General features: G+C 42.1%; 30 protein-coding genes. 29 read left to right on the top strand and 1 reads right to left on the bottom strand.

The features are described from left to right. The first annotated feature begins 124 nt into the window (after nucleotides 1-124). The 7 genes from I6H78_RS04555 to I6H78_RS04525 all read left to right on the top strand — a co-directional run bounded on the left by I6H78_RS04555 (nucleotide 125) and on the right by I6H78_RS04525 (nucleotide 7303). A complete protein-coding gene (locus tag I6H78_RS04555; RefSeq protein ID WP_198460205.1) occupies nucleotides 125-1402 on the top strand; it encodes a glutamate--cysteine ligase family protein in 1278 nt (425 codons plus the stop codon). Between the two features lie 75 nt (nucleotides 1403-1477). Next, entirely contained in the window at nucleotides 1478-2962 is a 1485-nt protein-coding gene (gene thrC / locus I6H78_RS04550; protein ID WP_198460204.1) for a threonine synthase, read from the top strand. Between the two features lie 60 nt (nucleotides 2963-3022). Beyond that, on the top strand, nucleotides 3023-4303 hold the full coding sequence (locus I6H78_RS04545; RefSeq protein ID WP_198460203.1) for an MATE family efflux transporter: 1281 nt from the start codon (nucleotides 3023-3025) through the stop codon (nucleotides 4301-4303). 3 nt (nucleotides 4304-4306) lie between these two features. Beyond that, a complete protein-coding gene (locus tag I6H78_RS04540; RefSeq protein ID WP_198460202.1) occupies nucleotides 4307-4918 on the top strand; it encodes an HAD family hydrolase in 612 nt (203 codons plus the stop codon). Between the two features lie 174 nt (nucleotides 4919-5092). Continuing rightward, nucleotides 5093-6307: a LysM peptidoglycan-binding domain-containing protein gene (locus tag I6H78_RS04535; RefSeq protein WP_198460201.1), complete on the top strand. Its 1215-nt coding sequence runs from the start codon at nucleotides 5093-5095 to the stop codon at nucleotides 6305-6307. Between the two features lie 197 nt (nucleotides 6308-6504). Beyond that, nucleotides 6505-6930 carry a MarR family winged helix-turn-helix transcriptional regulator gene (locus tag I6H78_RS04530; protein ID WP_198460200.1) on the top strand — a complete coding sequence of 142 codons (426 nt, stop codon included), beginning with the start codon at nucleotides 6505-6507 and terminating at the stop codon, nucleotides 6928-6930. 10 nt (nucleotides 6931-6940) lie between these two features. Next, complete coding sequence (locus I6H78_RS04525) at nucleotides 6941-7303, top strand: DUF1304 domain-containing protein (RefSeq protein ID WP_198460199.1); 363 nt, start codon at nucleotides 6941-6943, stop codon at nucleotides 7301-7303. 40 nt (nucleotides 7304-7343) lie between these two features. Here I6H78_RS04525 and I6H78_RS04520 read toward each other — a convergent pair whose 3' ends face one another. Then, on the bottom strand, nucleotides 7344-8201 hold the full coding sequence (locus tag I6H78_RS04520; protein ID WP_198460198.1) for a DUF975 family protein: 858 nt from the start codon (nucleotides 8199-8201) through the stop codon (nucleotides 7344-7346). Nucleotides 8202-8317: 116 nt separating this feature from the next. Here I6H78_RS04520 and tgt point away from each other — a divergent pair, with 116 nt between their 5' ends. The 22 genes from tgt to I6H78_RS04410 all read left to right on the top strand — a co-directional run bounded on the left by tgt (nucleotide 8318) and on the right by I6H78_RS04410 (nucleotide 26294). Beyond that, the gene (gene tgt, locus I6H78_RS04515; RefSeq protein WP_198460197.1) at nucleotides 8318-9460 is read left to right on the top strand and encodes a tRNA guanosine(34) transglycosylase Tgt; all 1143 of its coding nucleotides are present in this window, start codon (nucleotides 8318-8320) and stop codon (nucleotides 9458-9460) included. A 133-nt stretch (nucleotides 9461-9593) separates the two neighbouring features. Beyond that, nucleotides 9594-11411, top strand: a complete 1818-nt coding sequence (locus I6H78_RS04510) for an acyltransferase family protein (RefSeq protein ID WP_198460196.1) — start codon at nucleotides 9594-9596, stop codon at nucleotides 11409-11411. Between the two features lie 140 nt (nucleotides 11412-11551). Further along, nucleotides 11552-12703, top strand: a complete 1152-nt coding sequence (gene nagA, locus I6H78_RS04505) for an N-acetylglucosamine-6-phosphate deacetylase (protein ID WP_198460195.1) — start codon at nucleotides 11552-11554, stop codon at nucleotides 12701-12703. Nucleotides 12704-12855: 152 nt separating this feature from the next. Continuing rightward, on the top strand, nucleotides 12856-13221 hold the full coding sequence (locus I6H78_RS04500; protein ID WP_000286396.1) for a DUF1033 family protein: 366 nt from the start codon (nucleotides 12856-12858) through the stop codon (nucleotides 13219-13221). Between the two features lie 62 nt (nucleotides 13222-13283). Continuing rightward, on the top strand, nucleotides 13284-14225 hold the full coding sequence (gene comGA, locus I6H78_RS04495; RefSeq protein ID WP_198460194.1) for a competence type IV pilus ATPase ComGA: 942 nt from the start codon (nucleotides 13284-13286) through the stop codon (nucleotides 14223-14225). Continuing rightward, the gene (comGB, locus tag I6H78_RS04490; protein WP_198460227.1) at nucleotides 14173-15189 is read left to right on the top strand and encodes a competence type IV pilus assembly protein ComGB; all 1017 of its coding nucleotides are present in this window, start codon (nucleotides 14173-14175) and stop codon (nucleotides 15187-15189) included. Before comGA ends, comGB begins: the two co-directional genes overlap by 53 nt. A gap of 1 nt (nucleotide 15190) precedes the next feature. Then, nucleotides 15191-15514: a competence type IV pilus major pilin ComGC gene (comGC, locus tag I6H78_RS04485; RefSeq protein ID WP_000735798.1), complete on the top strand. Its 324-nt coding sequence runs from the start codon at nucleotides 15191-15193 to the stop codon at nucleotides 15512-15514. After that, complete coding sequence (gene comGD, locus I6H78_RS04480; protein ID WP_198460193.1) at nucleotides 15477-15911, top strand: competence type IV pilus minor pilin ComGD; 435 nt, start codon at nucleotides 15477-15479, stop codon at nucleotides 15909-15911. The genes comGC and comGD overlap by 38 nt, the downstream gene beginning before the upstream one ends. Beyond that, a complete protein-coding gene (comGE, locus tag I6H78_RS04475) occupies nucleotides 15874-16176 on the top strand; it encodes a competence type IV pilus minor pilin ComGE (protein ID WP_000413374.1) in 303 nt (100 codons plus the stop codon). The genes comGD and comGE overlap by 38 nt, the downstream gene beginning before the upstream one ends. Further along, nucleotides 16139-16600, top strand: coding sequence for a competence type IV pilus minor pilin ComGF (gene comGF / locus I6H78_RS04470; protein WP_000250706.1), 462 nt, complete (start codon nucleotides 16139-16141; stop codon nucleotides 16598-16600). The genes comGE and comGF overlap by 38 nt, the downstream gene beginning before the upstream one ends. Continuing rightward, nucleotides 16578-16991, top strand: a complete 414-nt coding sequence (comGG, locus tag I6H78_RS04465; RefSeq protein WP_000265643.1) for a competence type IV pilus minor pilin ComGG — start codon at nucleotides 16578-16580, stop codon at nucleotides 16989-16991. Before comGF ends, comGG begins: the two co-directional genes overlap by 23 nt. Before the next feature lie 32 nt (nucleotides 16992-17023). Further along, nucleotides 17024-17614 (top strand): class I SAM-dependent methyltransferase, encoded by a 591-nt coding sequence (locus I6H78_RS04460; protein ID WP_198460192.1) that lies wholly within the window; start codon nucleotides 17024-17026, stop codon nucleotides 17612-17614. 58 nt (nucleotides 17615-17672) lie between these two features. Further along, nucleotides 17673-18626 (top strand): class I SAM-dependent methyltransferase, encoded by a 954-nt coding sequence (locus tag I6H78_RS04455; protein WP_198460191.1) that lies wholly within the window; start codon nucleotides 17673-17675, stop codon nucleotides 18624-18626. Nucleotides 18627-18676: 50 nt separating this feature from the next. Next, the gene (locus tag I6H78_RS04450) at nucleotides 18677-19867 is read left to right on the top strand and encodes an acetate kinase (protein WP_198460190.1); all 1191 of its coding nucleotides are present in this window, start codon (nucleotides 18677-18679) and stop codon (nucleotides 19865-19867) included. 149 nt (nucleotides 19868-20016) lie between these two features. Then, the gene (gene rnpA, locus I6H78_RS04445; RefSeq protein ID WP_000748120.1) at nucleotides 20017-20388 is read left to right on the top strand and encodes a ribonuclease P protein component; all 372 of its coding nucleotides are present in this window, start codon (nucleotides 20017-20019) and stop codon (nucleotides 20386-20388) included. Then, complete coding sequence (locus tag I6H78_RS04440; protein WP_162837252.1) at nucleotides 20363-21190, top strand: membrane protein insertase YidC; 828 nt, start codon at nucleotides 20363-20365, stop codon at nucleotides 21188-21190. Before rnpA ends, I6H78_RS04440 begins: the two co-directional genes overlap by 26 nt. A gap of 14 nt (nucleotides 21191-21204) precedes the next feature. Next, nucleotides 21205-22191, top strand: coding sequence for an RNA-binding cell elongation regulator Jag/EloR (jag, locus tag I6H78_RS04435; RefSeq protein ID WP_042768792.1), 987 nt, complete (start codon nucleotides 21205-21207; stop codon nucleotides 22189-22191). A 55-nt stretch (nucleotides 22192-22246) separates the two neighbouring features. Continuing rightward, nucleotides 22247-22870: a ribonuclease P gene (locus I6H78_RS04430; RefSeq protein ID WP_198460189.1), complete on the top strand. Its 624-nt coding sequence runs from the start codon at nucleotides 22247-22249 to the stop codon at nucleotides 22868-22870. 118 nt (nucleotides 22871-22988) lie between these two features. Continuing rightward, complete coding sequence (tkt, locus tag I6H78_RS04425; protein ID WP_198460188.1) at nucleotides 22989-24965, top strand: transketolase; 1977 nt, start codon at nucleotides 22989-22991, stop codon at nucleotides 24963-24965. A 117-nt stretch (nucleotides 24966-25082) separates the two neighbouring features. Continuing rightward, nucleotides 25083-25403, top strand: a complete 321-nt coding sequence (gene yajC / locus I6H78_RS04420) for a preprotein translocase subunit YajC (protein WP_049501161.1) — start codon at nucleotides 25083-25085, stop codon at nucleotides 25401-25403. A gap of 47 nt (nucleotides 25404-25450) precedes the next feature. Continuing rightward, a complete protein-coding gene (locus I6H78_RS04415) occupies nucleotides 25451-25894 on the top strand; it encodes a low molecular weight protein-tyrosine-phosphatase (protein ID WP_198460187.1) in 444 nt (147 codons plus the stop codon). Further along, the gene (locus I6H78_RS04410; RefSeq protein WP_198460186.1) at nucleotides 25881-26294 is read left to right on the top strand and encodes an MORN repeat-containing protein; all 414 of its coding nucleotides are present in this window, start codon (nucleotides 25881-25883) and stop codon (nucleotides 26292-26294) included. Before I6H78_RS04415 ends, I6H78_RS04410 begins: the two co-directional genes overlap by 14 nt. Nucleotides 26295-26415 lie beyond the last annotated feature (121 nt).

Here is a 26415-nt window from a genome sequence, read left to right as displayed (position 1 = left end):
TTTCTTTAAGTACTGATAACTGATGAATGATCTTTTTCTTCTTATTCTAATCATTTTTAGTGTATTTTTGGTATAATATTACTTATTCACAATTTATTTTGATTATGAAAGAGTTTGGTGGTTAATGTCTCGGTCTGTTGAATTACTAAAGAAACGTTACTTAAAAAATATAAAAGAGAATCCAGATTTATTTATTGGGATTGAGTTAGAATTTCCTATTGTAAATTTAGAGGGTAAAGCTACAGATGGTGAAGTTGTTAAGGATCTCTTTCGGTATTTACCATCAGTACTGGGATTTACTATCGAGAAAGTGGATGATTTTGGGAATCCAATTCAGTTGTTTGATCCAGTCAGCCAAGATACGATCTTATTTGAGGTTGCTTATACGACAATTGAGTTTGCATTCGGAAAGGCTGAATGTATCCAAGAGGTAGAAGAACGGTTTAACTTCTATATGGCTACGATTCAGAATAAGTTGGGTGAATCTAATCATGCTATTGTTGGTTGCGGCATTCATCCCAACTGGGATAAAAATGAGAATTGTCCAGTGGCTTATACCCGCTATCAGATGTTGATGGATTATTTGAATTTGAGTAGAAATGTTACTAAATCAGATTTACATCATTTTCCTGAGTATGGAGCCTTTATCTGTGGGAGTCAGGTTCAACTGGACGTTTCAAAGTCCAACTACCTGCGGGTTATCAATGCTTTTACGCAAATTGAAGCAGCTAAAGCCTATTTGTTTGCCAATTCTGAGTTTTCGGGGGCAGATTGGGATACCAAAATTTCGAGAGATATTTTTTGGGAAGAATCCATGCATGGTATCTATCCAGAGAATGTAGGTGTCAATACTAGACTCTTTAAAGATGAGGATGATTTTTTTGACTATCTAGATCATTCTGCAATTTTTACTGCGGAACGTGATGGGCAGACCTATTATTTTTATCCTATTCAGGCTAGGGACTATTTGGCTACACCTGAAATCCAGGCATTTAGCCTTAATGGGGATGAGGTATTGATTCATCCTCAGGAGAAGGATTTTGAAACCCATCGTAGTTACCAATACCAAGACTTAACGACTCGAGGAACAGTTGAGTTTCGCAGTGTTTGTACTCAGCCGCTCGATAGGACTTTTGCTTCTGCTGCCTTTCACTTGGGATTGTTGCTTCATTTAGACAAGCTTGAAGCTTACTTGCGAACGGCTTCATTCTTTACCACAGCTGGTCGTGATTATAAGCTTTTAAGACGACAGTTTTCTAAAAAACAACTCACAGATGAAGAAGAAGCTGCGGTTCTCGAGTTTTCTAAAGACTTACTCACCCTAGCTGAGGAGGGACTGGAGAAAAGAGATAAGCAAGAAATAGTTTATTTAGAGCCTTTGAAGAAAGAATTGGGATTATAATTTCTCTTATAAAGGGAGAATTTTCTGAAAAATCATGATATAATGGAAGGGACTATAGATAAAGGATAGAGATTCATGACATTAGTTTATCAATCAACGCGTGATGCCAATAATACAGTAACTGCCAGCCAAGCTATTTTGCAAGGTTTGGCGACGGATGGTGGTCTGTTTACACCACTTACTTATCCAAAAGTAGATTTGGATTTTGAAAAATTGAAAGATGCTTCTTACCAAGAAGTGGCTAAGTTAGTTTTGTCAGCCTTTTTAGATGATTTTACAGCTGAGGAGTTGGACTACTGTATCAACAATGCCTACGATAGCAAGTTTGATACTCCAGCTATTGCACCATTGGTGAAACTGGATGGGCAATACAACTTGGAATTGTTCCATGGTTCAACGATTGCCTTTAAGGATATGGCCTTGTCTATCTTGCCATACTTTATGACGACTGCTGCTAAAAAGCATGGTTTGGAGAACAAAATCGTCATTTTGACAGCGACATCTGGTGATACTGGTAAGGCTGCTATGGCGGGGTTTGCGGATGTGCCTGGTACTGAGATCATCGTCTTTTATCCAAAAGACGGTGTCAGCAAGGTGCAAGAGTTGCAAATGACTACTCAGATTGGCGACAATACGCATGTTATTGCTATTGATGGTAACTTTGACGATGCACAAACAAATGTGAAACATATGTTTAACGACGTGGCCCTTCGTGAAAAGTTGGCTGCCAACAAGTTGCAATTTTCGTCAGCTAACTCTATGAACATTGGTCGTTTGGTACCACAAATTGTTTATTATGTTTATGCTTATGCTCAGTTGGTTAAGTCTGGTGAGATTGTGGCTGGTGAAAAGGTCAACTTCACAGTACCAACAGGAAACTTTGGAAATATCTTGGCTGCCTTTTATGCTAAACAAATTGGTCTACCAGTTGGTAAATTGATCTGTGCTTCAAATGACAACAATGTTTTGACAGACTTCTTCAAGACACGTGTTTACGACAAGAAACGTGAGTTTAAAGTAACAACTAGTCCATCAATGGATATCTTGGTATCTTCAAACTTGGAGCGTTTGATTTTCCATCTTTTGGGGAATGATGCAGTTAAGACAGCTGAACTCATGAATGCCTTGAGTACACAAGGACAATATGAATTGACAGACTTTGATGCAGCGATTCTGGAACTCTTTGCAGCTGAATATACGACTGAGGAAGAAACTGCAGCAGAAATTAAACGTGTTTATGATACAGATGCCTATATCGAGGATCCACATACGGCGGTTGCCTCAGCAGTTTATAGAAAATACAAAGCAGCTACTGGCGATGTAACCAAGACAGTGATTGCTTCAACAGCTAGTCCATACAAGTTCCCAGTGGTTGCAGTAGAAGCTGTAACAGGAAAAGCAGGCTTGACAGACTTTGAAGCCTTGGCTCAATTACATGACATTTCAGGAGTGGCAGTGCCACCAGCAGTTGATGGGCTTGAAGCAGCTCCAGTTCGTCATAAAACAACAGTGGCAGCTGCTGACATGCAAGCAGCGGTTGAGGCTTATCTAGGACTTTAAGACAGAGGGAGTAAACTCGGTTGGGAAACCAACTGAGTTTCTTTTCATCAGGAGGAGAGATTGTTTAAGAAAAATAAAGACATTCTTAATATTGCATTGCCAGCTATGGGTGAAAACTTTTTGCAGATGCTCATGGGAATGGTGGACAGTTACTTGGTCGCTCACTTGGGACTGGTAGCTATTTCGGGTGTTTCAGTGGCTGGCAATATTATCACCATTTACCAGGCGATTTTTATCGCTCTGGGAGCTGCTATTTCCAGTGTTATTTCAAAAAGTTTGGGGCAGAAAGATCAGTCCAAGTTGGCTTATCACGTGACAGAGGCTCTCAAGATAACCCTATTGCTGAGTGCACTTTTAGGCGCCTTATCGCTTTTTGCTGGGCAAGAGATGATAGGACTTTTGGGAACTGAGCAGGCTGTGGCCGAGAGTGGTGGGCTCTACCTATCTTTGGTGGGTGGATCGATTGTTCTCTTGGGCTTGATGACCAGTCTAGGTGCCTTGATTCGTGCAACGCATAATCCGCGTCTGCCTCTCTATGTTAGTCTTTTATCCAATGCCTTGAATATTCTTTTTTCAAGTCTAGCTATTTTTGTCCTTGATATGGGAATAGCGGGTGTTGCTTGGGGGACTATCTTGTCTCGCTTAGTCGGCCTTGTGATTTTGTGGTCGCAATTAAAGTTGCCTTTTGAGAAACCGACTTTTGGTTTAGATAAGGAACTATTGACCTTGGCTTTGCCAGCGGCAGGAGAACGTCTCATGATGCGGGCTGGAGATGTAGTGATCATTGCCTTGGTCGTCTCTTTTGGGACGGAGGCAGTAGCGGGGAATGCAGTCGGAGAAGTCTTGACCCAGTTTAACTATATGCCTGCCTTTGGCGTCGCTACGGCGACGGTCATGCAGGTAGCTCGAGCAGTTGGAGAGGATAACTGGGAAAGAGTTGACGAGATAAGCAAGCAAACCTTTTGGCTTTCTCTGCTTCTCATGTTGCCCTTAACTCTCAGTATCTATGCCTTGGGGACACCATTGACTCATCTCTATACGACGGACCCTATAGCAGTTGAAGCGAGCGTTTTGGTGGCACTGTTCTCTCTACTAGGAACTCCCATGGCGACAGGGACAGTCATCTATACTGCAGTGTGGCAGGGATTGGGAAATGCTCGCCTCCCCTTTTATGCGACAAGTATTGGGATGTGGTGTATCCGTATAGGGACAGCCTATCTGATGGGTATTGTTCTTGGTTGGGGCTTGCCTGGTATTTGGGCAGGGACTCTCTTGGATAATGGTTTCCGTTGGTTATTTCTACGTTACCGTTACCAGCGTTATATGAGCTTGAAAGGATAGGAGATGCAAAAAATATCCTTTATTTGGGATTTAGACGGGACTTTATTGGACTCTTACGAAGCGATTTTGTCAGGGATTGAGGAGACCTTTGCTCAATTTTCTATTCCTTATAATAAGGAGAAAGTGAGAGAGTTTATCCTCAGGTATTCTGTGCAGGATTTGCTGGAGCAAGTGGCAGAAGAGAGAAACCTGGATGCGGAAGTGCTCAACCAGGTGCGTGCCCAAAGTCTGGCTGAGAAAAATGCCCAGGTAGTTTTGATGCCAGGTGCGCGTGAAGTGCTAGCTTGGGCAGACGAAGTAGGGATTCAGCAGTTTGTCTATACTCATAAGGGGGACAATGCTTTTACCATTCTCAGAGACTTGGGGTTGGAATCCTATTTTACAGAGATTTTAACCAGTCAGAGCGGTTTTGAGCGGAAGCCAAGTCCACAAGCAGCTAACTATCTGTTAGACAAGTATCAGCTGGATCCTAATAATACCTATTATATAGGGGACCGGACTTTGGATGTGGAATTTGCCCAGAATAGTGGCCTTCAAAGCATCAACTTTTTAGAGTCTTCTTATGAAGTGAATCACAGGATTCAAGCACTGGCAGATATTCCTCGTATTTTCTAGGATTAGGAGCGAGAAGATTGTGTCAGTTTTATGACAGAAACCTAACAAACTATTTCAAGTAATCGAGTTTGTTACAGGGAATAGACAGTTCTGTTAAATAGGCCCGAGAGGGCTTTTTTTCTGCTTTTTTTGTGTTATGATAGACAGGTACTCATTTGAAAGGAATATGAACGAATGAAGAAAAGAATTATTTTAGCCTCAACAGTAGCCTTATCTCTTGCTCCCGCATTAGGAGCTAAAGCTCAAGAAATCTCTTGGACAGCTCGTACCGTTGAGCAAATACAAAATGACGTGACGAAAAACGAAAACAAAAACAGCTATACAGTTCAGTATGGTGATACCCTGAGCACGATTGCAGAAGCTTTGGGAGTAGATGTGACCGTTCTTGCTAATTTGAACAAAATCACCAATATGGACTTGATTTTCCCAGATACTGTCCTCACTACAACTGTCAATGAGGCAGAAGAGGTAACGGAAGTTGAAATCCAAGCACCTCAATCAGATGCTAGTGAAGAAGTGACGACTGCAACAGCTGATTTGACGACGAATCAAGTGACAGTCGATGAACAAACAGTTCAAGTAGAAGACCTTTCTCAACCAATTGAGGAAGCTCCAACTGCAACAGAGATTGAAAAACCAGCAGAAGTAGCGCCAAGTTCAGAAGTTTCTGAGACAGCGACAGTTGCTGAAGATACACCATCTACAGAAACACCTGTAGATGAAGAAACAGCTGAAACGACTCCAGCGGAAGCACCAGTAGCAGAAACAACTCGCCCAGTTGAAGAAGAAACTCCTCAAGCAGCGACTCCAGCTACCGAAGAAACGGCAGCAACAACTCCAGCAGAAGCGCCAGTAGCAGCTGCTCCAGCAACTGAAACACCTGCTGATACAACAGGAACAAGTGCAACAGAAGAAACAGCAGCATCAACAGCAACTTCTGACACTGCAACGTCGACTTATCAAGCAGAGCAAAGCCAAACTCCTTCAAGAACGTATTCGGCTCCAGCGGCTCCTGACTATGCAGGACTTGCTGTAGCTAAGTCTGAGAATGCTGGTCTTCAACCACAAACGGCAGCCTTTAAAGAAGAAATCGCCAACTTGTTTGGGATTACATCCTTTAGTGGTTACCGTCCTGGTGACAGTGGGGACCATGGTAAAGGTTTGGCCATCGACTTCATGGTTCCAGTGAGTTCAGCATTCGGGGATCAAATTGCAGAATATGCAGTCAAAAATATGGCTAGCCGTGGTATCAACTATATCATCTGGAAGCAACGTTTCTACGCTCCATATGATAGTAAATATGGACCAGCCTATACGTGGAATCCAATGCCAGACCGTGGTAGCGTAACCGAAAACCACTATGACCACGTTCACGTTTCAATGAACTAATCATTAAAATGGAAGTTGGGAACTGATTGAGTTCTCGCTTCTTTTTTTTGTGTCATTCCTTCAGGATAAAAGGGATAAATATGAGGAAGTGAGTAATATTTCAAGAGAATGTAAGCATATTACTTGATTTATTTTTTGGGTTGCATTATACTTGATAAGTCAATCATTGACAAATCAATTTTAAAGGAGAAAGATTTATGGTAGCAATACAAGATTTACTGTATCAACTACGGTTGGCAGATCAGTCTATGACACAATTATTCGAACGCCAATTAGGAATTAGTCTCACTCGTTATCAAATCTTATATTTCTTAATCGATCAGTCTCCGTGTAATCAAATAGCGGTTCAGGAGCGTCTGAAGATTGATCAGGCTGCCTTGACACGGCACTTTAAGATTCTGGAAAAGGAAGGTTTGGTTAAGCGACGTCGGAATCCTCAAAACCAGAGGGAAGTTTTGGTGGAAGTGACAGACTTTGCGAGAGAACAACTAATAACCAACTCTCCCCAACGCCATATAAAGGTAAAGAGTCAGATGGAGGGTGTACTTACAAAAGGAGAGCGAGAAGAGTTCAGTCGCTTGTTAGAAAAGTTGATATCTGGCTTAGAAGAGATAGAAATTTAAGGAGAAGAATATGTCTATTTTTACAATTATTTTAGCAACTATCGTTGCTTTGGAGCATTTTTACATTTTTTATTTGGAAAGTGTGACTACGCAATCAGACACTACTAGTCGCGTGTTTAATGTGGATAAGGAAGAACTGGCTCGTCCTTCAGTGAGTTCATTATTTAAAAATCAAGGAATTTATAATGCTTTGATAGGTGTCTTTCTCTTGTACGGGATTTATTTCTCACAAAGTTTGGAAATTGTGACCATCTTTGTTTTATTTGTGCTTGGTGCAGCGACCTACGGTTCTCTGACAGCAGACAAGAAGATTATTCTGAAGCAAGGTGGGCCTGCTATTTTGACTCTGCTGAGTATGTTACTTTTGAAATAAGAAAACCAGCGTCTTTCAAGACGCTGGTTTTTGTAGACTCTTATCCATTTCGACGTTTACGGGCTAGTAGGGCTCTGTAAAAGAAGATGTGATTGTTCTGGATATAGGGAAGGAGTGAAAAGCTAGCAATTCCAAAGGTGATCCAGTTGAGGAAGTACCAAGGGAGTAGTTGTAGGTCGAGGACAAAGCGCTGGAATTTGTAACCTTTCATCAAGAAATGGCTAGTTTTCAGGATTTGACGGGGTTTAGCCTGTCCTAAATCTAGAGTATCGCAGAGGAGGAATTCTACCTGCGAGTAGGCATAATGTTGCGGAACATAGAGGATGTTCCCTACAATCATCAAGATGAGACTCGCGAAAAAGTAGAGGCCAAAGGTCATAAGGAACTGCTCTGTTTCAACGGATGAGAGGTCTAATTTTGGAAATTCAGGATGTAGGGCGACAAATCTCCGAGCTAAGAGATTGCTATAAAAGAGAAAATAAACGCCTACTAAGTTTGGAATGCTCCATAAAAAGAGGTAGAAACGTTTGAGCAGCAGAGTTAGGAAGGTTTGCGAGAAGCGCTCTTCAGCAAAGAGGGCCAGGCTTGATTTTACTGAGAGTTCCGTATCAGGATCCTTGAGGAGTCGGAGTGTCGCAAAAGCAGCACCTGCTAGAAAAATCGTGCTCATAAAAGAAACCACTAGCGGGAAGAGATAGGCTTGGAGAACTTGTGCCAGCATGCTGAAAAAGGATTGCTCTAAAACACTTTCTTGGAGACGAGCCAAGGGGTTGAGAAAGCCTGATAAGATGACCAGTATGCTAGGTAAGAGATAGACGAGAAAGAGGCGGGGATTTTCAGCCTGAAATTGCCTCGTCTGCAGACGAATGGTTTTTAAATCAATTTTTGGGTATTTCATTCTCTCATTATACCATAGTTCGTGACAGTTCCTGGTTTTTTTGATAAAATCATACAGTATGCCTTTGGGCATAAAGTATGAACTGGGACTGTCTTTCCCAGCTTCGGAGGTAGAAAATGTCAGATTCACCAATCAAATACCGTTTGATTAAGAAAGAAAAACACACGGGAGCTCGTCTGGGAGAAATTATCACCCCGCACGGTACCTTTCCAACACCTATGTTTATGCCAGTTGGGACCCAAGCTACTGTCAAGACCCAGTCGCCAGAGGAGTTGAAGGAGATGGGATCAGGAATTATCCTCTCTAATACTTATCATCTATGGCTTCGTCCAGGGGACGAACTCATTGCACGCGCAGGTGGTCTCCACAAATTTATGAACTGGGACCAGCCAATCTTGACGGATAGTGGTGGTTTCCAGGTTTATTCCCTAGCTGATAGCCGAAATATCACCGAAGAAGGCGTAACCTTTAAAAACCATCTCAATGGTTCCAAGATGTTCCTATCACCGGAGAAAGCCATCTCTATTCAGAATAATCTAGGCTCAGACATCATGATGTCTTTTGATGAATGTCCTCAGTTTTACCAACCTTACGACTACGTTAAGAAATCCATCGAGCGTACCAGCCGTTGGGCGGAGCGTGGTTTGAAGGCTCACCGTCGTCCACAGGATCAAGGTTTGTTTGGGATTGTGCAGGGAGCGGGATTTGAAGACCTTCGTCGTCAGTCAGCTCATGACCTTGTCAGCATGGATTTCCCAGGCTACTCTATCGGTGGTTTGGCAGTAGGAGAAACCCACGAAGAGATGAATGCAGTCTTGGACTTCACAACCCAACTTCTTCCTGAAAACAAACCTCGCTATTTGATGGGTGTCGGAGCGCCAGACAGCTTGATCGATGGGGTCATTCGTGGTGTGGATATGTTTGACTGTGTCTTGCCGACTCGTATCGCTCGTAACGGAACTTGTATGACCAGCCAAGGTCGTTTGGTTGTCAAGAATGCCCAATTCGCTGAAGATTTTACGCCACTGGATCCTGAGTGTGATTGCTACACATGTGAGAACTACACACGCGCCTACCTTCGTCACCTGCTCAAGGCTGACGAAACCTTCGGTATCCGCTTGACTAGCTACCACAATCTCTACTTCTTACTCAACCTGATGAAGCAGGTCCGCCAAGCCATCATGGATGATAATCTCTTGGAATTTCGTGAGTATTTTGTAGAAAAATATGGCTACAACAAGTCAGGGCGCAATTTCTAAAGTGTAAAAATAGAATGCCAAAATCCTAAGTTTTCTCTTAGGATTTTTCCTATTTTTTTGATAGAATAGGGAGTATAATGGAATGGAAATTAGGTGGTATTTTGCTTCCTAATTTAATGGAGAATAGACTCGTATGCGTATTAAATGGTTTTCCTTGATTAGGATTACAGGTTTACTTTTGGTGCTCTTGTACCACTTCTTTCAAACAATCTTTCCTGGAGGATTCTTTGGGGTAGATGTCTTTTTCACTTTTTCAGGATTTTTGATCACCTCCCTCCTTTTAGAGGAATTTGGGAAGGCACGCCAGATTGATTTACTTGGATTTTTTAAGAGACGATTTTATCGTATCGTACCACCTGTGGTGCTGATGGTTTTGGTGACCATGCCTTTTACTTTCTTGGTTCGTCAAGACTATGTTGCTGGAATTGGTGGCCAGATAGCTGGAGTTCTCGGTTTTATGACCAACTTCTACGAAATGTTAACAGGGGGAAGTTATGAATCCCAGTTCATTCCGCATCTCTTTGTTCACAACTGGAGTCTAGCTGTTGAGGTTCACTACTATATCCTTTGGGGTTTAGCGGTTTGGTTCTTATCGAAACGTTCAAAATCTAGTAGTCAATTGAGAGGGACCGTCTTTCTCCTTTCTGCGGGAGCTTTTATCATTAGCTTTTTCTCCATGTTTATTGGTAGTCTAATGGCTAGTTCCTATTCATCTGTCTACTTTTCAAGTCTGACCCATGTCTATCCCTTCTTTTTAGGAAGCATTTTGGCGACGGTTGTGGGGGTTCGTCAGACGAGCGATTTAGTCAAGCAGTTTGACCGGATGTGGGATCTTCGTCAAAATCTCTTGGTATTTGCTACAGGCCTCTTGGTATTAGTACTCTTGACCTTCTTTGTCAAGTTTACCTACCTGTTCGCTTACTTATTTGGCTTCTTTCTAGCAAGTTTAGCGGCAGTGACTATGATTTTTGCTGCGCGTGTCTTGCATGAGAAAACGCCTGAGATACAAGAACCTCGGATCATTACATTTTTAGCGGATACCAGTTATGCGGTTTATCTCTTCCACTGGCCTTTTTATATTATCTTTTCTCAGTTGATGAGTAATCTGCCTGCTGTTATTCTGACAATCATCTTTTCTTATTTCTTTGCTATCCTATCCTTCTATATTATTGAGCCGTTGATTGCTGGTAAATCCAATCCTTTAATACGGAAGATTAGTCGATTGCCTCATATTAAACCAATTAGTGCTGGTGCTGCTGGCATTCTTACCTTGCTTACCTTGATTATCATAGCTGTGGCTCCTCAAGTTGGAGCTTTTGAGACAGACTTGATGGTCAATGGTTTCAAACAAGCCCAGACCAATATAGGACAAACAAAGACTCTTGCTGAACAAGCTGAACTGAGTCGCCTAGGAATTTCTGAGGGAACAAGCCTAATAGGAGATTCGGTAGCCTTGCGTGCCAATACAGCCTTACAAGAGGCACTTCCTGAAGCAAATATCAATGCCCAGGTTAGTCGAACGACCAAGCAAGCCAATGACATTATGCTCAATAACAGTCAGAACAAGGCGCTGCTAAAAACAGTTGTCATTGCAACAGGAGTCAATAATCCTGAAGGCTATAAGAATGATTTGGACAGCATCGTGAACAATCTACCGAAAGGACACCATCTGATACTGGTGACACCTTATGAGGGAGACAAGAGCAAGGACACTTACACATCAGTGGAGCAGTATGCGGCTTATGCACGGGAATTAGCTGAAAAGAATCCTTACGTGAGCATCGCTGACTGGAATAAGGTTGCTAAGGAACACCCTGAAATTTGGGCTGGAACCGACCAAGTCCACTTTGGAAATGATAGCAACATGATTGAAGAAGGTGCTAAACTTTACGCAGAAACGATTGGAGCTGCTGTCAAGGCTGCTCAAGAGCTACCTGTGAAATCAAAATAAGATCAAAGAGTTGGAGATATCCAGCTCTTTTAAAATATCCACGAAAAATAGGTCTATACCATTTACAAATGAAAAAGAAAGGTTTATAATGTAATTGACATAATAAATTCTAGAATCAATCTATCAAGGAGGTTATCATTATGCCTAATTATATTAAAGCGGATCAGTTTTTCTACCCACACGGAGTTCGTCGTGGCGGTTACTTGGAACTTGTGGATGGCAAGTTTGGAAAACATGTAGAAGAGATTCCTGAAGGTGCTGACGTCATTGACTATACAGGCTACAGCATTGCCCCAGGACTTGTGGATACCCATATTCATGGATTTGGTGGTGTTGATGTCATGGACAATAACATCGAAGGTACCCTTCATACTATGAGTGAAGGTCTACTTAGTACAGGTGTTACCAGCTTCTTGCCAACGACGTTGACTTCCTCTTACGAGCAGTTGCTTGCGGTAACTGAAAATATCGGTGCTCGTTACCAGGAAGCAAGTGGAGCCAAGATTCGTGGGATCTATTTTGAAGGCCCTTATTTCACAGAGAAATACAAAGGAGCTCAAAACCCTGCCTATATGAAAGACCCTCGTATGGATGAGTTTCGTGCTTGGCAAAAAGCAGCTAATGGCCTGCTCAATAAAATTGCCCTTGCACCAGAACGTGAAGGTGTAGAAGACTTTGTTCGTACAATTACGGGTGAAGGAGTGACTGTTGCTCTTGGACACTCCAATGCGACTTTTGATGAAGCTAAAAAAGCAGTCGATGCTGGAGCAAGTGTTTGGGTACATGCCTACAATGGAATGCGTGGGTTGACTCACCGTGAGCTCGGTATGGTAGGAGCCATGTATGAATTGCCACATACTTATGCAGAATTGATTTGTGACGGTCACCACGTAGATCCAAAGGCCTGTGACATTTTGCTCAAACAAAAAGGAACTGAAAATATCGCCCTTATCACAGACTGTATGACAGCGGGTGGTTTGGAAGATGGAGACTACATGTTGGGAGAATTTCCAGTAGTTGTTGCTAATGGAACTGCTCGCCTCAAATCTACAGGCAATTTGGCAGGTTCTATCCTCAAACTCAAAGATGGTTTGAAGAATGTGGTCGAATGGGGAATTGCGAATCCGCATGAAGCAGTCATGATGGCCAGCCTCAACCCAGCAAAATCTGTTCACATCGATGATGTCTGTGGTCAAATCCGTGAAGGTTACGATGCCGACTTTATCGTACTAGATAAAGATTTGGAATTGGTAGCAACCTACCTAGATGGTGTGAAACGTTATCAAGCCTAAGAAGATAAAAATAGGGGTCAATAAAGGACTCCTATTTTTATGATAGGCTGAAAAGGTATTTAAAGAAGTCTTCCTAAAGGGAAAGGCAAGCAAAATCCTTTTCTTGTAATAAAAAATTAGATATAATATACGATACAAAGGAAGTAGTAAGAATGTATCGTGTTATAGAAATGTATGGGGATTTTGAACCGTGGTGGTTCATAGAAGGTTGGGAAGAAGATGTCATTATGAGTCAATCTTTTGACAAGTATTATGATGCTCTAAAATATTATAAATCATGCTGGTTTGAGCTGGAAAAGAAGAATCCTCTTTATAAGAGTCGGAGTGATTTGATGACTATTTTTTGGGATCCTGCTGATAAACGCTGGTGTGATGAGTGTGATGAGTATTTGCAGCAGTACCATTCTTTGGCACTTTTACAGGATGAGCAAGTCATCCCTGATGAAAAGCTACGTCCAGGCTACGAAAAACAAACAGGTCAAGAAAAGCATCGTTCTTGCCGCATGAAATGGAGATAAAAAAGTAACTTTTTAAGTTGCTTTTTTTATTTTTTTGCGAATAGTTAGATAAGGAGGGCGGTATGGTACAAGAAATTGCACAGAAAATTATTGCTACTGCGAAAGAAAAGAAGGCCCAGGATATCTATTTTATCCCCAAGGAAAAGTCCTATGAACTTCACATGCGGGTTGGAGACGAACGGTGTCTAGTTGACTCCTATGAGTTTGATGTTTTAGCTGCTGTGATTAGTCATTTTAAGTTTGTGGCGGGTATGAACGTAGGAGAGAAGAGGCGCAGTCAGCTGGGCTCTTGCGACTATCAGCATGGGGAGAAGGTATCTTCTCTGCGTTTGTCTACCGTGGGAGATTATCGGGGGCATGAGAGTTTGGTCATTCGTTTGTTGCACGATGAGGAGCAGGGCCTGCATTTCTGGTTTCAAGATATGAACGAACTGGGTGAGCAGTACAGGCAACGGGGGCTCTATCTCTTTGCAGGTCCAGTCGGAAGTGGCAAGACGACTCTGATGCACGAATTAGCTAAGTCACTCTTTAAGGGACAACAAGTTATGTCTATCGAAGACCCTGTCGAAATCAAGCAAGAAGAGATGTTGCAATTGCAGTTGAATGAGGCGATTGGCTTGACCTATGAAAATCTCATCAAACTGTCTCTCCGACATCGTCCGGATCTCCTGATTATCGGTGAAATTCGGGATAGTGAGACGGCGCGTGCGGTTGTCAGAGCCAGTTTGACAGGGGCGACGGTCTTTTCAACCATTCATGCCAAGAGTATCCGAGGTGTTTATGAACGCCTTCTGGAGTTGGGTGTGACGGAGGAGGAATTAGCAGTTGTTCTGCAAGGAGTCTGCTACCAGAGATTAATCGGGGGAGGAGGAATCGTTGACTTTGCAAACAAAGACTATCAGGAACACCAGCCAACCAGCTGGAATGCGCAGATTGACCAGCTTCTTAAAGATGGACATATCACAAGTCTTCAGGCTGAAACGGAAAAAATTAGCTACAGCTAAGCAGAAGAAAATCATCACCCTGTTTAACAACCTCTTTTCCAGTGGCTTTCATTTGGTGGAAATTATTTCTTTTTTGGGCAGAAGTGCCCTGCTGGAAAAGGACTATGTGGCCCAGATGCACCAAGGCTTGGCTCAGGGGAAATCCTTTTCAGAGATGATGGACAGCTTGGGTTTTTCAAGTGCTATTGTGACCCAATTATCTCTAGCTGAAGTTCATGGAAATCTCCACCTGAGTTTGGCAAAGATAGAAGAATATCTGGAAAATCTGGCCAAGGTCAAGAAGAAGTTAATCGAAGTGGCGACCTATCCTTTGATTTTGCTGGGATTTCTCCTGCTAATTATGTTGGGGCTCAGGAATTATTTGCTCCCCCAACTGGACAGTAGCAATATCGCCACCCAAATCATTAGCAATCTGCCACAAATTTTTCTAGGACTAGTGCTGGTTTGCGCTCTATCTTTACTTTTAGCCCTCACTTTCTACAAAAGAAGTTCCAAGATGCGGGTCTTCTCAATGTTAGCACGGATTCCCTTTCTAGGAATTTTTGTCCAGACCTATCTAACAGCCTATTACGCGCGTGAATGGGGCAATATGATTTCGCAGGGGATGGAGTTGACGCAGATTTTTCAAATCATGCAGGAACAAGGCTCTCAGCTCTTTAAAGAAATCGGTCAAGATTTGGCTCAAGCCCTGCAAAGTGGCCGCGAATTTTCTCAAACCATAGCGACTTATCCTTTCTTTAAAAAGGAGTTGAGTCTCATCATCGAGTATGGGGAAGTCAAGTCCAAGCTGGGGAGTGAGTTGGAAATCTATGCTGAGAAGACTTGGGAAGCCTTTTTTACCCGAGTCAATCGTACCATGAATCTGGTACAGCCACTGGTTTTTATCTTTGTGGCCCTGATTATCGTTTTACTTTATGCGGCAATGCTTATGCCCATGTATCAAAATATGGAGGTAAATTTTTAAAATGAAAAAACTCATGACAAATTTAAAAAAAGCCAAGGTTAAAGCTTTCACTTTGGTAGAAATGTTAGTGGTTTTGCTTATCATCAGTGTTCTTCTCTTGCTCTTTGTGCCCAATTTGACCAAGCAAAAGGATGCCGTAGATGACAAAGGAAAAGCTGCTGTTGTCAAGGTCGTGGAAAGCCAGGCAGAACTTTATCGTTTAGATAAAAATGATGACGCCAGCCTCAGCAAATTACAAGCGGACGGTCGTATCACAGCTGAGCAAGCCAAAGCTTATAAAGACTACCATGCAAAACAAAAAACAAGTCAAACTGTTGCAGATTAAGGCCTTTACTATGCTGGAGAGTCTCTTGGTTTTGGGACTTGTGAGTATCATTGCCTTGGGCTTGTCCGGTTCTGTCCAGTCCACTTTTGCAGAGGTAGAGGAGCAGATTTTCTTTATGGAGTTTGAAGAACTCTATAGGGAAACCCAAAAACGCAGTGTAGGCAGTCAGGAAAAATTTAGCTTGAACTTAGATGGGCAGACGATCAGTAACGGCAATCAAAACTTAACTGTTCCTAAAGGAATTCAGGCCCCATCAGGACAAAGCATTATATTTGACCGAGCTGGGGGCAATTCGTCCCTGGCTAAGGTTGAATTTCATACAAGTAAAGGAGCGATTCGCTATCAATTATATCTAGGAAATGGAAAAATTAAACGCATTAAGGAAACAAAAAATTAAGGCAGTGATTTTACTGGAAGCGGTGGTTGCTCTAGCCGTTTTTGCCAGCATTGCAACCCTCCTTTTAGGACAAATTCAGAAAAATAGACAAGAAGAGGCAGAAATCTTGCAAAAGGAAGAAGTCTTGCGTGTGGCGAAGATGGCTCTGCAAACAGGGCAAAATCAAGTAAACATAAACGGAGTTGAGATTCAGGTATTTGCTAGTGAAAAGGGATTGGAGGTCTACCATGGTTCAGAGAAGTTGCTCGACCTTAAAGAGCCATAAGGTCAAAGCTTTTACCCTGTTAGAATCCCTGATTGCCCTTATCGTCATTAGCGGGGGCTTGCTCCTCTTTCAGGCTATGAGTCAGCTCCTCATTTCAGAAGTTCGTTACCAGCAGCAAAGCGAGCAAAAGGAGTGGCTCTTGTTTGTGGATCAACTGGAGGCAGAGTTAGAGCGTTCACAGTTTGACAAGGTAGAAGGCAATCGCCTCTACATGAAACAGGATGGTAAGGATGTCTCTATAGGAAAGTCTAAATCGGATGATTTTCGAAAAACGGATACTAGCGGACGGGGCTACCAACCCATGGTTTATGGACTCGAATCAGCACAGATTATAGAGGAAAATCAATTGGTTCGCTTTCGCTTCCAATTTCAAAAGGGCTTAGAAAGGGAGTTCATCTATCGTGTGGAAAAAGCAAAAAGTTAAGGCAGGCGTTCTCTTATATGCGGTTACCATGGCAGCCATTTTTAGCCTTTTGTTGCAGTTTTATTTGAATCGGCAAGTAGCCCATCACAAAGACTTTGCCCTAAACAAAGAAAAGTTGGCAGCTTTTGCCATGGCCAAGCGAAGTAAAGATAAGGCTGAGCAAGAAAGTGGGGAACGAGTCTTCAACTTAGGAAAAGTCAGGTATCAAAATACGAAAACAGGTTTTGCAACAAGTGTTCGTATGAATAAGGGCAACTATGAATTTCTTTTTCCTCCGATGAAAATCAAGGAAAAGAAAACAGATCAAAAGGAAGAGGTAGCGACTGATTCAAGCAATCAATCAGGGAAGAAAAAATCAGAAGAAAAGCCTGAAAAGAAAGACAATTCCTAGTCAATTCAACTACTTTGTGCTAAACTAAAAGCATGAAACAGGATTTTAATCACAAAGCAGAAACCTTTGATTCGCCCCAAAATATCTTTCTTGCAAACTTGGTTTGTCAAGCAGTTGAAAAACAGATTGATCTTTTATCAGACAAAGAAATTCTGGATTTCGGTGGAGGGACGGGTCTATTAGCCTTGCCCCTGGCCAAGCAGGCCAAGTCAGTTACCCTTGTAGATATTTCGGAGAAAATGCTGGAGAAAGCGCGTTTGAAAGCAGGGCAACAAGACATCAAGAATATCCAGTTTTTGGAGCAGGATTTACTAGTAAATCCCTTGGAGCAGCAATTTGACCTGATTGTTGTCAGTCGGGTTCTTCATCATATGCCTGATTTAGATGCGACTCTTGCCATGTTTCACCATCATCTTAGGGAGAATGGACAAGTGCTTATTGCTGATTTTGTCAAGACAGATACCAACCATCATGGTTTTGATTTAGCTGAACTGGAAACCAAGCTTGCTCAGATTGGTTTTTCGAGCATTGACAGTCAGATCCTCTATAGTGCTGAAGGTCTTTTCCTAGGAAATTACGCAGAGCTCTTTTTAACTGTAGCCCAAAAATCACTCGCTGACTAAAGCAGTGATTTTTTCTCTTCAGATGGAAAAAAGGAGGGAAATTTGATAAGATAGGAATATGGATTTTGAAAAAATAGAACAAGCTTATACGTATTTACTAGAGAATGTCCAAGCCATTCAAAGTGATTTGGCGACCAACTTTTATGATGCCTTGGTAGAGCAAAATAGTATCTACCTAGATGGCGAGACCGAACTAGAGCAGGTCAAGGAGAACAATCAAGCCCTTAAACGCTTAGCACTTCGCAAAGAAGAATGGCTCAAGACCTATCAGTTTCTCTTGATGAAGGCAGGACAAACGGAGCCTTTACAGGCCAATCACCAGTTTACACCAGATGCCATTTCCCTCCTATTGGTACTCATTGTGGAAGAGTTGTTTGAACAAGAGGAAATTAGCATCCTCGAAATAGGTTCTGGTATGGGGATTTTGGGGGCTACTTTCTTGACTTCTCTCGCTAAAAAAGTAGATTACTTGGGAATCGAAGTGGATGACTTGCTGATTGATTTGGCAGCCAGTATGGCAGATGTGATTGGTTTGCAGGCTGGCTTTGTCCAAGGAGACGCCGTTCGTCCGCAAATGCTTAAAGAAAGCGACGTGGTCATCAGCGACTTGCCTGTAGGCTATTACCCAGACGATGCCATCGCTTCACGCTATCAAGTGGCTTCTAGTCAAGAGCATACCTATGCCCACCATTTACTGATGGAACAAGGCCTCAAGTACCTTAAGTCAGATGGCTATGCTATTTTTCTAGCTCCGAGTGATTTATTGACCAGTCCTCAAAGTGATTTATTAAAAGGGTGGCTCAAAGACGAAGTAAGTCTGGCTGCTATCATCGCTCTGCCAGAGGATATTTTCTCAACTGCAAGCCAAGCTAAAAGTATTTTTGTCTTACAGAAGAAAAGAGACAAGGAAATAGAACCCTTTGTCTACCCTCTTACTAGCTTGCAAGATCCGTCAGTTTTGTTGACCTTTAAAGAAAATTTTCAAAATTGGAGCAAAGGTACTGAAATATAAAAGAGATTTTGTTATAATAGATGAAAACGCTTAAAAAGAGGTATCATCTTATGACAAAAACAATTGCAATCAATGCAGGAAGCTCAAGCTTGAAATGGCAACTTTATCAAATGCCTGAGGAAAAAGTTTTGGCTAAAGGCTTGATTGAACGTATTGGATTGAAAGATTCCATTTCAACAGTAAAATTTGACGGTCGTTCGGAGCAACAAATTCTTGATATTGAAGATCACACACAAGCCGTTAAAATGTTATTGGATGACTTGATTCGTTTTGATATTATCAAAGGGTACGATGAGATTACAGGTGTCGGACACCGCGTCGTTGCAGGTGGTGAATATTTCAAGGAATCAACAGTTGTTGAGGGAGACGTGTTAGAAAAAGTTGAGGAATTGGGACTCTTGGCTCCTCTTCACAATCCAGCTAACGCAGCTGGAATTCGCGCATTCAAGGAATTGCTTCCAGATATTACCAGTGTTGTCGTATTTGATACCTCATTCCACACAACTATGCCAGAGAAGGCTTATCGCTATCCTCTACCAACTAAATACTACACAGAAAACAAGGTTCGTAAATATGGTGCCCACGGGACAAGCCACCAGTTTGTCGCAGGAGAAGCAGCGAAACTTTTGGGCCGTCCTCTAGAAGATTTGAAATTGATTACCTGCCATATTGGTAATGGGGCTTCTATCACAGCTGTTAAGGGTGGGAAGTCTGTAGATACTTCTATGGGATTCACACCACTTGGCGGTGTGATGATGGGAACTCGTACAGGGGATATTGACCCTGCTATCATCCCTTATCTCATGCAATATACAGAGGATTTCAATACTCCAGAAGATATTAGTCGCGTTCTCAATCGTGAATCAGGACTCATGGGAGTTTCTGGTCAGTCAAGCGATATGCGTGATGTGATTGCTGCCATGGAAGCAGGAGACCATGATGCAACTTTGGCTTATGAAATGTATGTCGATCGTATCCAAAAACATATTGGCCAATACCTTGCAGTCCTAAATGGAGCAGATGCGATTATCTTCACAGCAGGTATCGGTGAAAATGCGACTTTGGTTCGTGAGGATGTCATTTCAGGTATCTCTTGGTTTGGCTGTGATGTAGATCCAGAAAAGAACGTCTTTGGCGTAACGGGAGACATCTCAACTGACGCAGCGAAAATCCGTGTCTTGGTTATTCCGACAGATGAAGAATTGGTTATTGCACGCGATGTTGAGCGCTTGAAAAAATAAGTAAATACACATAAAATTAGATTGTGAAAAGAAGTTGGGAAAGAGATTTTCCAGCTTTTTTTATGTAGAAAATGTCTAAAACCTTGCTGTTATTGGTTTTTTCAAAAAATATGGTATAATAGTAGTAATTTAATAGATGGAGTTGAGTTTTGAAGAAAAGCTTTCGTGTAAAAAGAGAGAAAGATTTTAAGGCGATTTTCAAGGACGGAACAAGTTTTGCCAATCGAAAATTTGTTGTCTACCAATTGGAAAACCAGCAAAACCATTTTCGAGTAGGACTGTCCGTCAGCAAAAAGCTGGGGAATGCAGTTACCAGAAATCAAATTAAGAGACGAATCCGACACATTCTACAAAGTGTAAAAGGGAGTTTAGTAGAGCATGTTGATTTTGTCGTGATTGCCCGAAAAGGGGTGGAAACCTTGGAATATGCAGAGATGGAGAAAAATCTACTCCACGTATTAAAGTTATCAAAGATTTACCAGGAAGGAAATGGGAGTGAAAAAGAAACTACAGTTGACTAGTTTGTTGGGCTTGTCCTTGTTTATCATGACAGCCTGTGCAACAAATGGTACAGCTAGCGATATAACAGCAGACTCGACAGACTTTTGGAGCAAATTCGTCTATTTTTTTGCTGAAATTATCCGCTTTTTGTCCTTTGACATTAGTATCGGAGTGGGGATTATCCTCTTCACGATTTTGATCCGGACGATTTTATTGCCGGTCTTTCAGACACAGATGGTTGCCTCTAGAAAAATGCAAGAGGCTCAACCACGCATCAAGGCTTTGCGAGAGCAATATCCGGGTCGTGATATGGAAAGTAGAACCAAGCTAGACCAGGAGATGCGTAAGGTTTATAAAGAGTTAGGAATCAAGCATTCATCCTCTCTCTGGCCAATTTTAATACAAATGCCGGTTCTCTTGGCGCTCTTTCAAGCCTTGAGTCGAGTTGACTTTTTGAAAACAGGTCACTTTTTATGGATTAATTTGGGAGGAGTAGATACAAGTTTTGTCCTTCCGATTTTGGCGGCAGTCTTTACCTTCTTGAGTAGCTGGTTATCGAATAAAGCTTTGTCCGAAAAAAGTGGAGCTACGACAGGGATGATGTATGGTATGCCCGTATTGATTTTTATTTTTGCCATCTCCGCCCCAAGTGGTGTAGCCTTGTACTGGGCTGTATCCAATGCTTACCAAGTTTTGCAAACCTATTTCTTGAACAATCCTTTCAAGATTATTGCTGAAAGAGAAGCAGTGGCGCAAGCAGAAAAAGATTTAGAAGGCAAGAAGAGAAGAGCTTTGAAAAAAGCACAGAAAAAGAAAAAATAAGGAGGAATCTGGTAATGGTATTATTTACAGGTTCAACGGTTGAAGAAGCAATCCAAAAAGGATTGAAAGAATTAGACATTCCAAGAATGAAGGCCCACATCAAGGTCGTTTCGAAAGAGAAAAAAGGATTCTTAGGCTTGTTTGGTAAGAAGCCAGCTCAAGTTGATATCGAAGCGATTAGTGAAACGACAGTGATCAAAGCCAATCAGCAGGCCATTAAAGGGGTTCCAAAAGAAGTTAATGAAAAAAATGAACCCGTGAAAACAGTAAGTGAAGCAACTGTTGATTTGGGGCATGTAGTAGAAGCGATTAAGAAGATTGAAGAAGAAGGTCAAGGTGTCTCTGAAGAGGTCAAGGCTGAAATCTTGAAAAATGAAAAGCACGCCAGCACGATTTTGGAAGAAACAGGCCATATTTCAATTTTAAATGATTTGGAACCAGAGGATACTGCCGAGGAAGTGGAATCTGCTCCAGAAAAAGAAACTGAAACGCAGGAAGCAACAAGCCAATCTTTAGAAGATTTAGGCTTGAAAGTAGAACCAAGTTATGACATCGAACAAGTGGCAACTGAAGTAGCTAACTACGTTCAAACCATTGTAGATGATATGGATGTTGAAGGGACGATTTCAAGTGACTACAATCGCCGCACCATCAATCTTCAAATTGACACTAACGAACCGGGCCGTATTATCGGCTATCATGGTAAAGTTTTGAAGGCCTTGCAACTATTGGCTCAAAATTATCTTTATAACCGCTATTCAAGAACCTTCTACATCACGATCAATGTCAATGATTACGTTGAACACCGTGCAGAAGTCTTGCAAACCTACGCTCAAAAATTGGCGACTCGCGTTTTAGAAGAAGGACGTAGCCAACAAACTGATCCAATGTCAAATAGCGAACGCAAGATAATCCATCGCATTATTTCACGCATGGATGGCGTGACGAGTTACTCTGAAGGTGACGAGCCAAATCGCTATGTTGTCGTAGATGCAGAATAAGCAAAGCAAAATCAGGTTCATCCTGATTTTTTGCTAGGAAAGGAAAGATTCAGATATGCTGAAAGCAGTTAGAGAATACCTATCATTTGCAGGAGTCCAGTACCGTAATCCTGATAAAGCTGGCGATGAAAGAGAAAAGATGTTGGCCTTGCGGCAAAAAGGTCAAGAAGCTCGAAAGTCTTTTACAGAACTGACCAAAACCTTTCAAGCAAGTCATCCAGAATGGCAACTCCAACAGACTAGTCAGTGGATGAACCAAGCGCAGCGTTTGCGACCGCATTTCTGGGTCTATCTACAGAGAGACGGACAAGTGACAGAACCTATGATGGCTCTTCGTTTGTATGGAACACCTGCTGACTTTGGGATTTCTTTGGAAGTCAGTTTCATCGAGCGCAAGAAAGACGAACAGACCTTAGACAAGCAAGCCAAGGTTTTAGAGCTTCCAGCGGTAGAAGGAATTTATTATCTAGTCTACTCAAATGGGGAAAGTCATAAGATGGAGGCTAATGAAGAAAATCGTCGTACTTTACGAGAGAAGCTGAGAAATCAGGAAGTTCGTAAAGTCTTAGTCAAGTCAGATGTTTCCTTCATTGAAAATCAGTCAGTAGAAGCGATATTGGAGAAGCTAGAAGACGCTTATATGCGCTTGCTCCCGTACTATGAAGTGACGAGGGGATAGACAAATCAAATGTGATAGATGAACGCAAATTGTTTTATTGCTATTCTATACATTTTTTCATATAATAGTAAAATAGGATGTGTGATTCATTAATCACCTCAAAGAGAAAGGAAATTCTATGTCAAATCTATCTGTTAATGCAATTCGTTTTCTAGGTATTGACGCCATCAACAAAGCAAACTCAGGTCACCCAGGGGTGGTTATGGGGGCTGCTCCTATGGCCTATAGCCTCTTTACAAAGCAACTTCGTATCAATCCAGCTCAACCAAACTGGATCAACCGCGACCGTTTTATTCTTTCAGCAGGTCATGGCTCTATGCTTCTTTATGCCCTTCTTCACCTTTCTGGTTTTGAAGATGTTAGCATGGATGAAGTCAAGAACTTCCGCCAATGGGGTTCGAAAACACCAGGCCACCCAGAATTTGGGCATACTGCAGGGGTTGACGCTACTACTGGACCTCTAGGACAAGGGATTTCTACTGCTACTGGTTTTGCCCAAGCAGAACGTTTCTTGGCAGCCAAATATAATCGCGAAGGCTTCAATATCTTTGACCACTATACTTATGTGATCTGTGGCGACGGAGATTTGATGGAAGGTGTTTCAAGCGAGGCAGCTTCATACGCAGGTTTGCAAAAACTCGACAAGTTGGTTGTTCTTTATGATTCAAATGACATTAACTTGGATGGTGAGACAAAAGATTCCTTCACAGAAAATGTTCGTGACCGTTACAATGCCTACGGTTGGCACACAGCCTTGGTTGAAGATGGGACAGACTTGGAAGCGATCCATGCTGCTATTGAAACAGCTAAAGCTTCAGGAAAACCATCTTTGATTGAAGTGAAGACTGTTATTGGATACGGTTCTCCAAACAAACAAGGAACTAATGCTGTACACGGTGCTCCTCTTGGAGCAGATGAAACTGCAGCAACTCGCCAAGCGCTCGGTTGGGATTATGAACCATTTGAAATCCCAGCTGAAGTTTATGCTGATTTCAAAGAAAATGTTGCAGACCGTGGTGCATCAGCTTATCAAGCTTGGACAAAATTAGTTGCTGACTATAAAGAGGCTCATCCAGAACTGGCTGCAGAAGTAGAAGCCATTATCGACGGCCGTGACCCAGTTGAGGTGACTCCAGCAGACTTCCCAGCCTTAGAAAATGGTTTCTCTCAAGCAACTCGTAATTCAAGTCAAGATGCTTTGAACGTTGTCGCTGCTAAATTGCCAACTTTCTTAGGTGGATCAGCTGACCTTGCTCACTCAAACATGACTTATATCAAAACGGACGGACTTCAAGACGACGCTAATCGCTTGAACCGCAACATTCAGTTTGGTGTTCGTGAATTTGCAATGGGAACGATCTTGAACGGGATGGCCCTTCACGGTGGACTTCGTGTATACGGTGGTACTTTCTTCGTCTTCTCTGACTATGTGAAAGCTGCTGTCCGCTTGTCAGCCTTGCAAGGACTTCCTGTGACTTATGTCTTTACTCACGATTCAATCGCAGTTGGTGAAGATGGTCCAACGCACGAACCAGTTGAACACTTAGCAGGTCTCCGTGCTATGCCAAATCTGAATGTTTTCCGCCCAGCAGATGCGCGTGAAACTCAAGCGGCTTGGTACCTTGCCGTGGCAAGCGAAAAAACACCAACTGCTCTTGTCTTGACACGTCAAAACTTGACTGTTGAAGAAGGGACAGACTTTGACAAAGTTGCGAAAGGTGCCTATGTTGTCTATGAAAATGCAACAGACTTTGATACGATCTTGATTGCAACAGGTTCAGAGGTCAATCTCGCTGTCGCAGCTGCCAAAGAATTGGCTAGCCAAGGTGCAAAAGTCCGTGTAGTCAGCATGCCATCAACAGATGTCTTTGACGCACAAGATGCAGCTTACAAGGAAGAAATCCTTCCAAATGCAGTCCGTCGTCGTGTTGCGGTCGAAATGGGAGCAACTCAAAACTGGTACAAGTATGTTGGTCTTGATGGTGCAGTTCTCGGTATTGATACCTTTGGAGCATCTGCCCCAGCACCAAAAGTATTGGCAGAGTACGGATTTACGGTAGAAAATCTTGTAAAAGTCGTTCAAAACTTGAAATAATCACAAAAATCAGAGTGAAAACTCTGATTTTTTATAACCATAAAAACAAGGCACAATCTTGTAAAAGTAGCTGAAATTTGATATAGTAGTCCTATGTAAAATACAAAGGAGAAAACAATGAATCCAAATATTACTTTTTTAATCATGCTTGTAGGTATGTTTGCCTTGATGTTCTTTATGCAACGTTCTCAAAAGAAACAAGCACAAAAGCGTATGGAAAGCTTGAACAAGCTTCAAAAAGGCTATGAAGTCATTACAATTGGTGGACTTTACGGAACAGTGGATGAAGTAGATACTGAGAAAGGTACAATCGTACTGGATGTAGATGGGGTCTACTTGACTTTTGAATTGGCTGCTATCAAGACCGTTTTGCCAATCAAAGAAGCTGTGACACCAGAAGGAACAGTTGTTGACGAAGGCGGAGCAATCGAAGAATAAAACGGGACCTATCACTCCCGTTTTTCTATGAGACGAGAGGAAAAGGGATGAAAAAAATAGTATTTGTTTGCCTAGGAAATATCTGCCGAAGCCCCATGGCAGAGTTTGTGATGAAGTCCATGACGAGCGATTACCAAGTTGAGAGTCGGGCAACGTCATCATGGGAACATGGCAATCCGATTCATAAGGGAACGCAAGGAATTTTCCAGCAATATCAGATCCCGTATGACAAAGATAAAACATCGCTTCAGATTGGTAGAGAAGACTTTGAATCGTTTGATTACATTATCGGTATGGATGCTTCAAACGTTTCAGATCTACGTCAAATGTGCCCTCAGGAACTACAGTACAAGATATACTCTTTTGCGGCTGAAAGTGTCCCAGATCCTTGGTATACAGGAGATTTTGAGGAAACCTATGCTCGTATTACAAGTGGATGTCAAAGCTGGCTAGATCGATTAGAAAATGAGAGTGACAATGGAAAAGCTTAAACAATTTTATGAGAAGTGTAGAGTTTACCTAACTCGTCCTAGGTTAGAGCTCATTGCAGTTGTCGTAATGGTACTCTGTGCTCTTTCGATATTTCTGCTAAATACGCCTAAAAAGGGTGTCCTGACACTTGATGGTGGAGCTCTTGTTTATGATGGCACCTTGGTACGAGGGAAAATGAATGGTCAAGGGACCCTGACCTTTGAAAACGGAGACCAATATACAGGTGATTTTAATAATGGAGCCTTTAACGGGAAAGGAACTTTCCAATCAAAAGATGGCTGGAAATACGAAGGTGATTTTGTAAATGGCCAAGCTGAAGGTCAAGGGAAGTTGACGACAGGGCAAGAAGTTGTTTATGAAGGAACCTTTAAACAAGGCGTTTTTCAACAAAAACAGTAGTCTCCAAGTTAGGAGACTATTTTCAAAACCTAAAAAGAAAACGCTTTCTACATTTGAATTCGATAACTAACTCTCAACTAGAAAAACTTTGTGAAATAAAAAAATTTTTTCGATAATTTCA

This window comes from Streptococcus oralis, assembly GCF_016127915.1.
GTDB lineage: Bacteria > Bacillota > Bacilli > Lactobacillales > Streptococcaceae > Streptococcus > Streptococcus oralis_BO.
The sequence above is the reverse complement of the archived record's forward strand: the minus strand, read 5'-3'. Positions and strand labels throughout refer to the sequence as shown.

What these genes read in the sequence shown, in the direction of transcription:
- I6H78_RS04530 (WP_198460200.1), top strand. Translation starts at nt 6,505, where the DNA reads ATGGTAGCAATACAAGATTTACTGTATCAACTACGGTTGGCAGATCAG.
- I6H78_RS04555 (WP_198460205.1), top strand. Translation starts at nt 125, where the DNA reads ATGTCTCGGTCTGTTGAATTACTAAAGAAACGTTACTTAAAAAATATA.
- I6H78_RS04460 (WP_198460192.1), top strand. Translation starts at nt 17,024, where the DNA reads ATGAAACAGGATTTTAATCACAAAGCAGAAACCTTTGATTCGCCCCAA.
- tgt (WP_198460197.1), top strand. Translation starts at nt 8,318, where the DNA reads ATGTCAGATTCACCAATCAAATACCGTTTGATTAAGAAAGAAAAACAC.
- I6H78_RS04535 (WP_198460201.1), top strand. Translation starts at nt 5,093, where the DNA reads ATGAAGAAAAGAATTATTTTAGCCTCAACAGTAGCCTTATCTCTTGCT.
- comGA (WP_198460194.1), top strand. Translation starts at nt 13,284, where the DNA reads ATGGTACAAGAAATTGCACAGAAAATTATTGCTACTGCGAAAGAAAAG.
- I6H78_RS04520 (WP_198460198.1), bottom strand. Translation starts at nt 8,201, where the DNA reads ATGAAATACCCAAAAATTGATTTAAAAACCATTCGTCTGCAGACGAGG.
- I6H78_RS04415 (WP_198460187.1), top strand. Translation starts at nt 25,451, where the DNA reads ATGAAAAAAATAGTATTTGTTTGCCTAGGAAATATCTGCCGAAGCCCC.
- I6H78_RS04525 (WP_198460199.1), top strand. Translation starts at nt 6,941, where the DNA reads ATGTCTATTTTTACAATTATTTTAGCAACTATCGTTGCTTTGGAGCAT.
- comGB (WP_198460227.1), top strand. Translation starts at nt 14,173, where the DNA reads ATGGACATATCACAAGTCTTCAGGCTGAAACGGAAAAAATTAGCTACA.
- comGC (WP_000735798.1), top strand. Translation starts at nt 15,191, where the DNA reads ATGAAAAAACTCATGACAAATTTAAAAAAAGCCAAGGTTAAAGCTTTC.
- comGF (WP_000250706.1), top strand. Translation starts at nt 16,139, where the DNA reads ATGGTTCAGAGAAGTTGCTCGACCTTAAAGAGCCATAAGGTCAAAGCT.
- I6H78_RS04510 (WP_198460196.1), top strand. Translation starts at nt 9,594, where the DNA reads ATGCGTATTAAATGGTTTTCCTTGATTAGGATTACAGGTTTACTTTTG.
- I6H78_RS04455 (WP_198460191.1), top strand. Translation starts at nt 17,673, where the DNA reads ATGGATTTTGAAAAAATAGAACAAGCTTATACGTATTTACTAGAGAAT.
- yajC (WP_049501161.1), top strand. Translation starts at nt 25,083, where the DNA reads ATGAATCCAAATATTACTTTTTTAATCATGCTTGTAGGTATGTTTGCC.
- I6H78_RS04430 (WP_198460189.1), top strand. Translation starts at nt 22,247, where the DNA reads ATGCTGAAAGCAGTTAGAGAATACCTATCATTTGCAGGAGTCCAGTAC.
- nagA (WP_198460195.1), top strand. Translation starts at nt 11,552, where the DNA reads ATGCCTAATTATATTAAAGCGGATCAGTTTTTCTACCCACACGGAGTT.
- I6H78_RS04540 (WP_198460202.1), top strand. Translation starts at nt 4,307, where the DNA reads ATGCAAAAAATATCCTTTATTTGGGATTTAGACGGGACTTTATTGGAC.
- thrC (WP_198460204.1), top strand. Translation starts at nt 1,478, where the DNA reads ATGACATTAGTTTATCAATCAACGCGTGATGCCAATAATACAGTAACT.
- comGD (WP_198460193.1), top strand. Translation starts at nt 15,477, where the DNA reads ATGCAAAACAAAAAACAAGTCAAACTGTTGCAGATTAAGGCCTTTACT.
- I6H78_RS04500 (WP_000286396.1), top strand. Translation starts at nt 12,856, where the DNA reads ATGTATCGTGTTATAGAAATGTATGGGGATTTTGAACCGTGGTGGTTC.
- I6H78_RS04450 (WP_198460190.1), top strand. Translation starts at nt 18,677, where the DNA reads ATGACAAAAACAATTGCAATCAATGCAGGAAGCTCAAGCTTGAAATGG.
- jag (WP_042768792.1), top strand. Translation starts at nt 21,205, where the DNA reads ATGGTATTATTTACAGGTTCAACGGTTGAAGAAGCAATCCAAAAAGGA.
- tkt (WP_198460188.1), top strand. Translation starts at nt 22,989, where the DNA reads ATGTCAAATCTATCTGTTAATGCAATTCGTTTTCTAGGTATTGACGCC.
- I6H78_RS04410 (WP_198460186.1), top strand. Translation starts at nt 25,881, where the DNA reads ATGGAAAAGCTTAAACAATTTTATGAGAAGTGTAGAGTTTACCTAACT.
- comGE (WP_000413374.1), top strand. Translation starts at nt 15,874, where the DNA reads ATGGAAAAATTAAACGCATTAAGGAAACAAAAAATTAAGGCAGTGATT.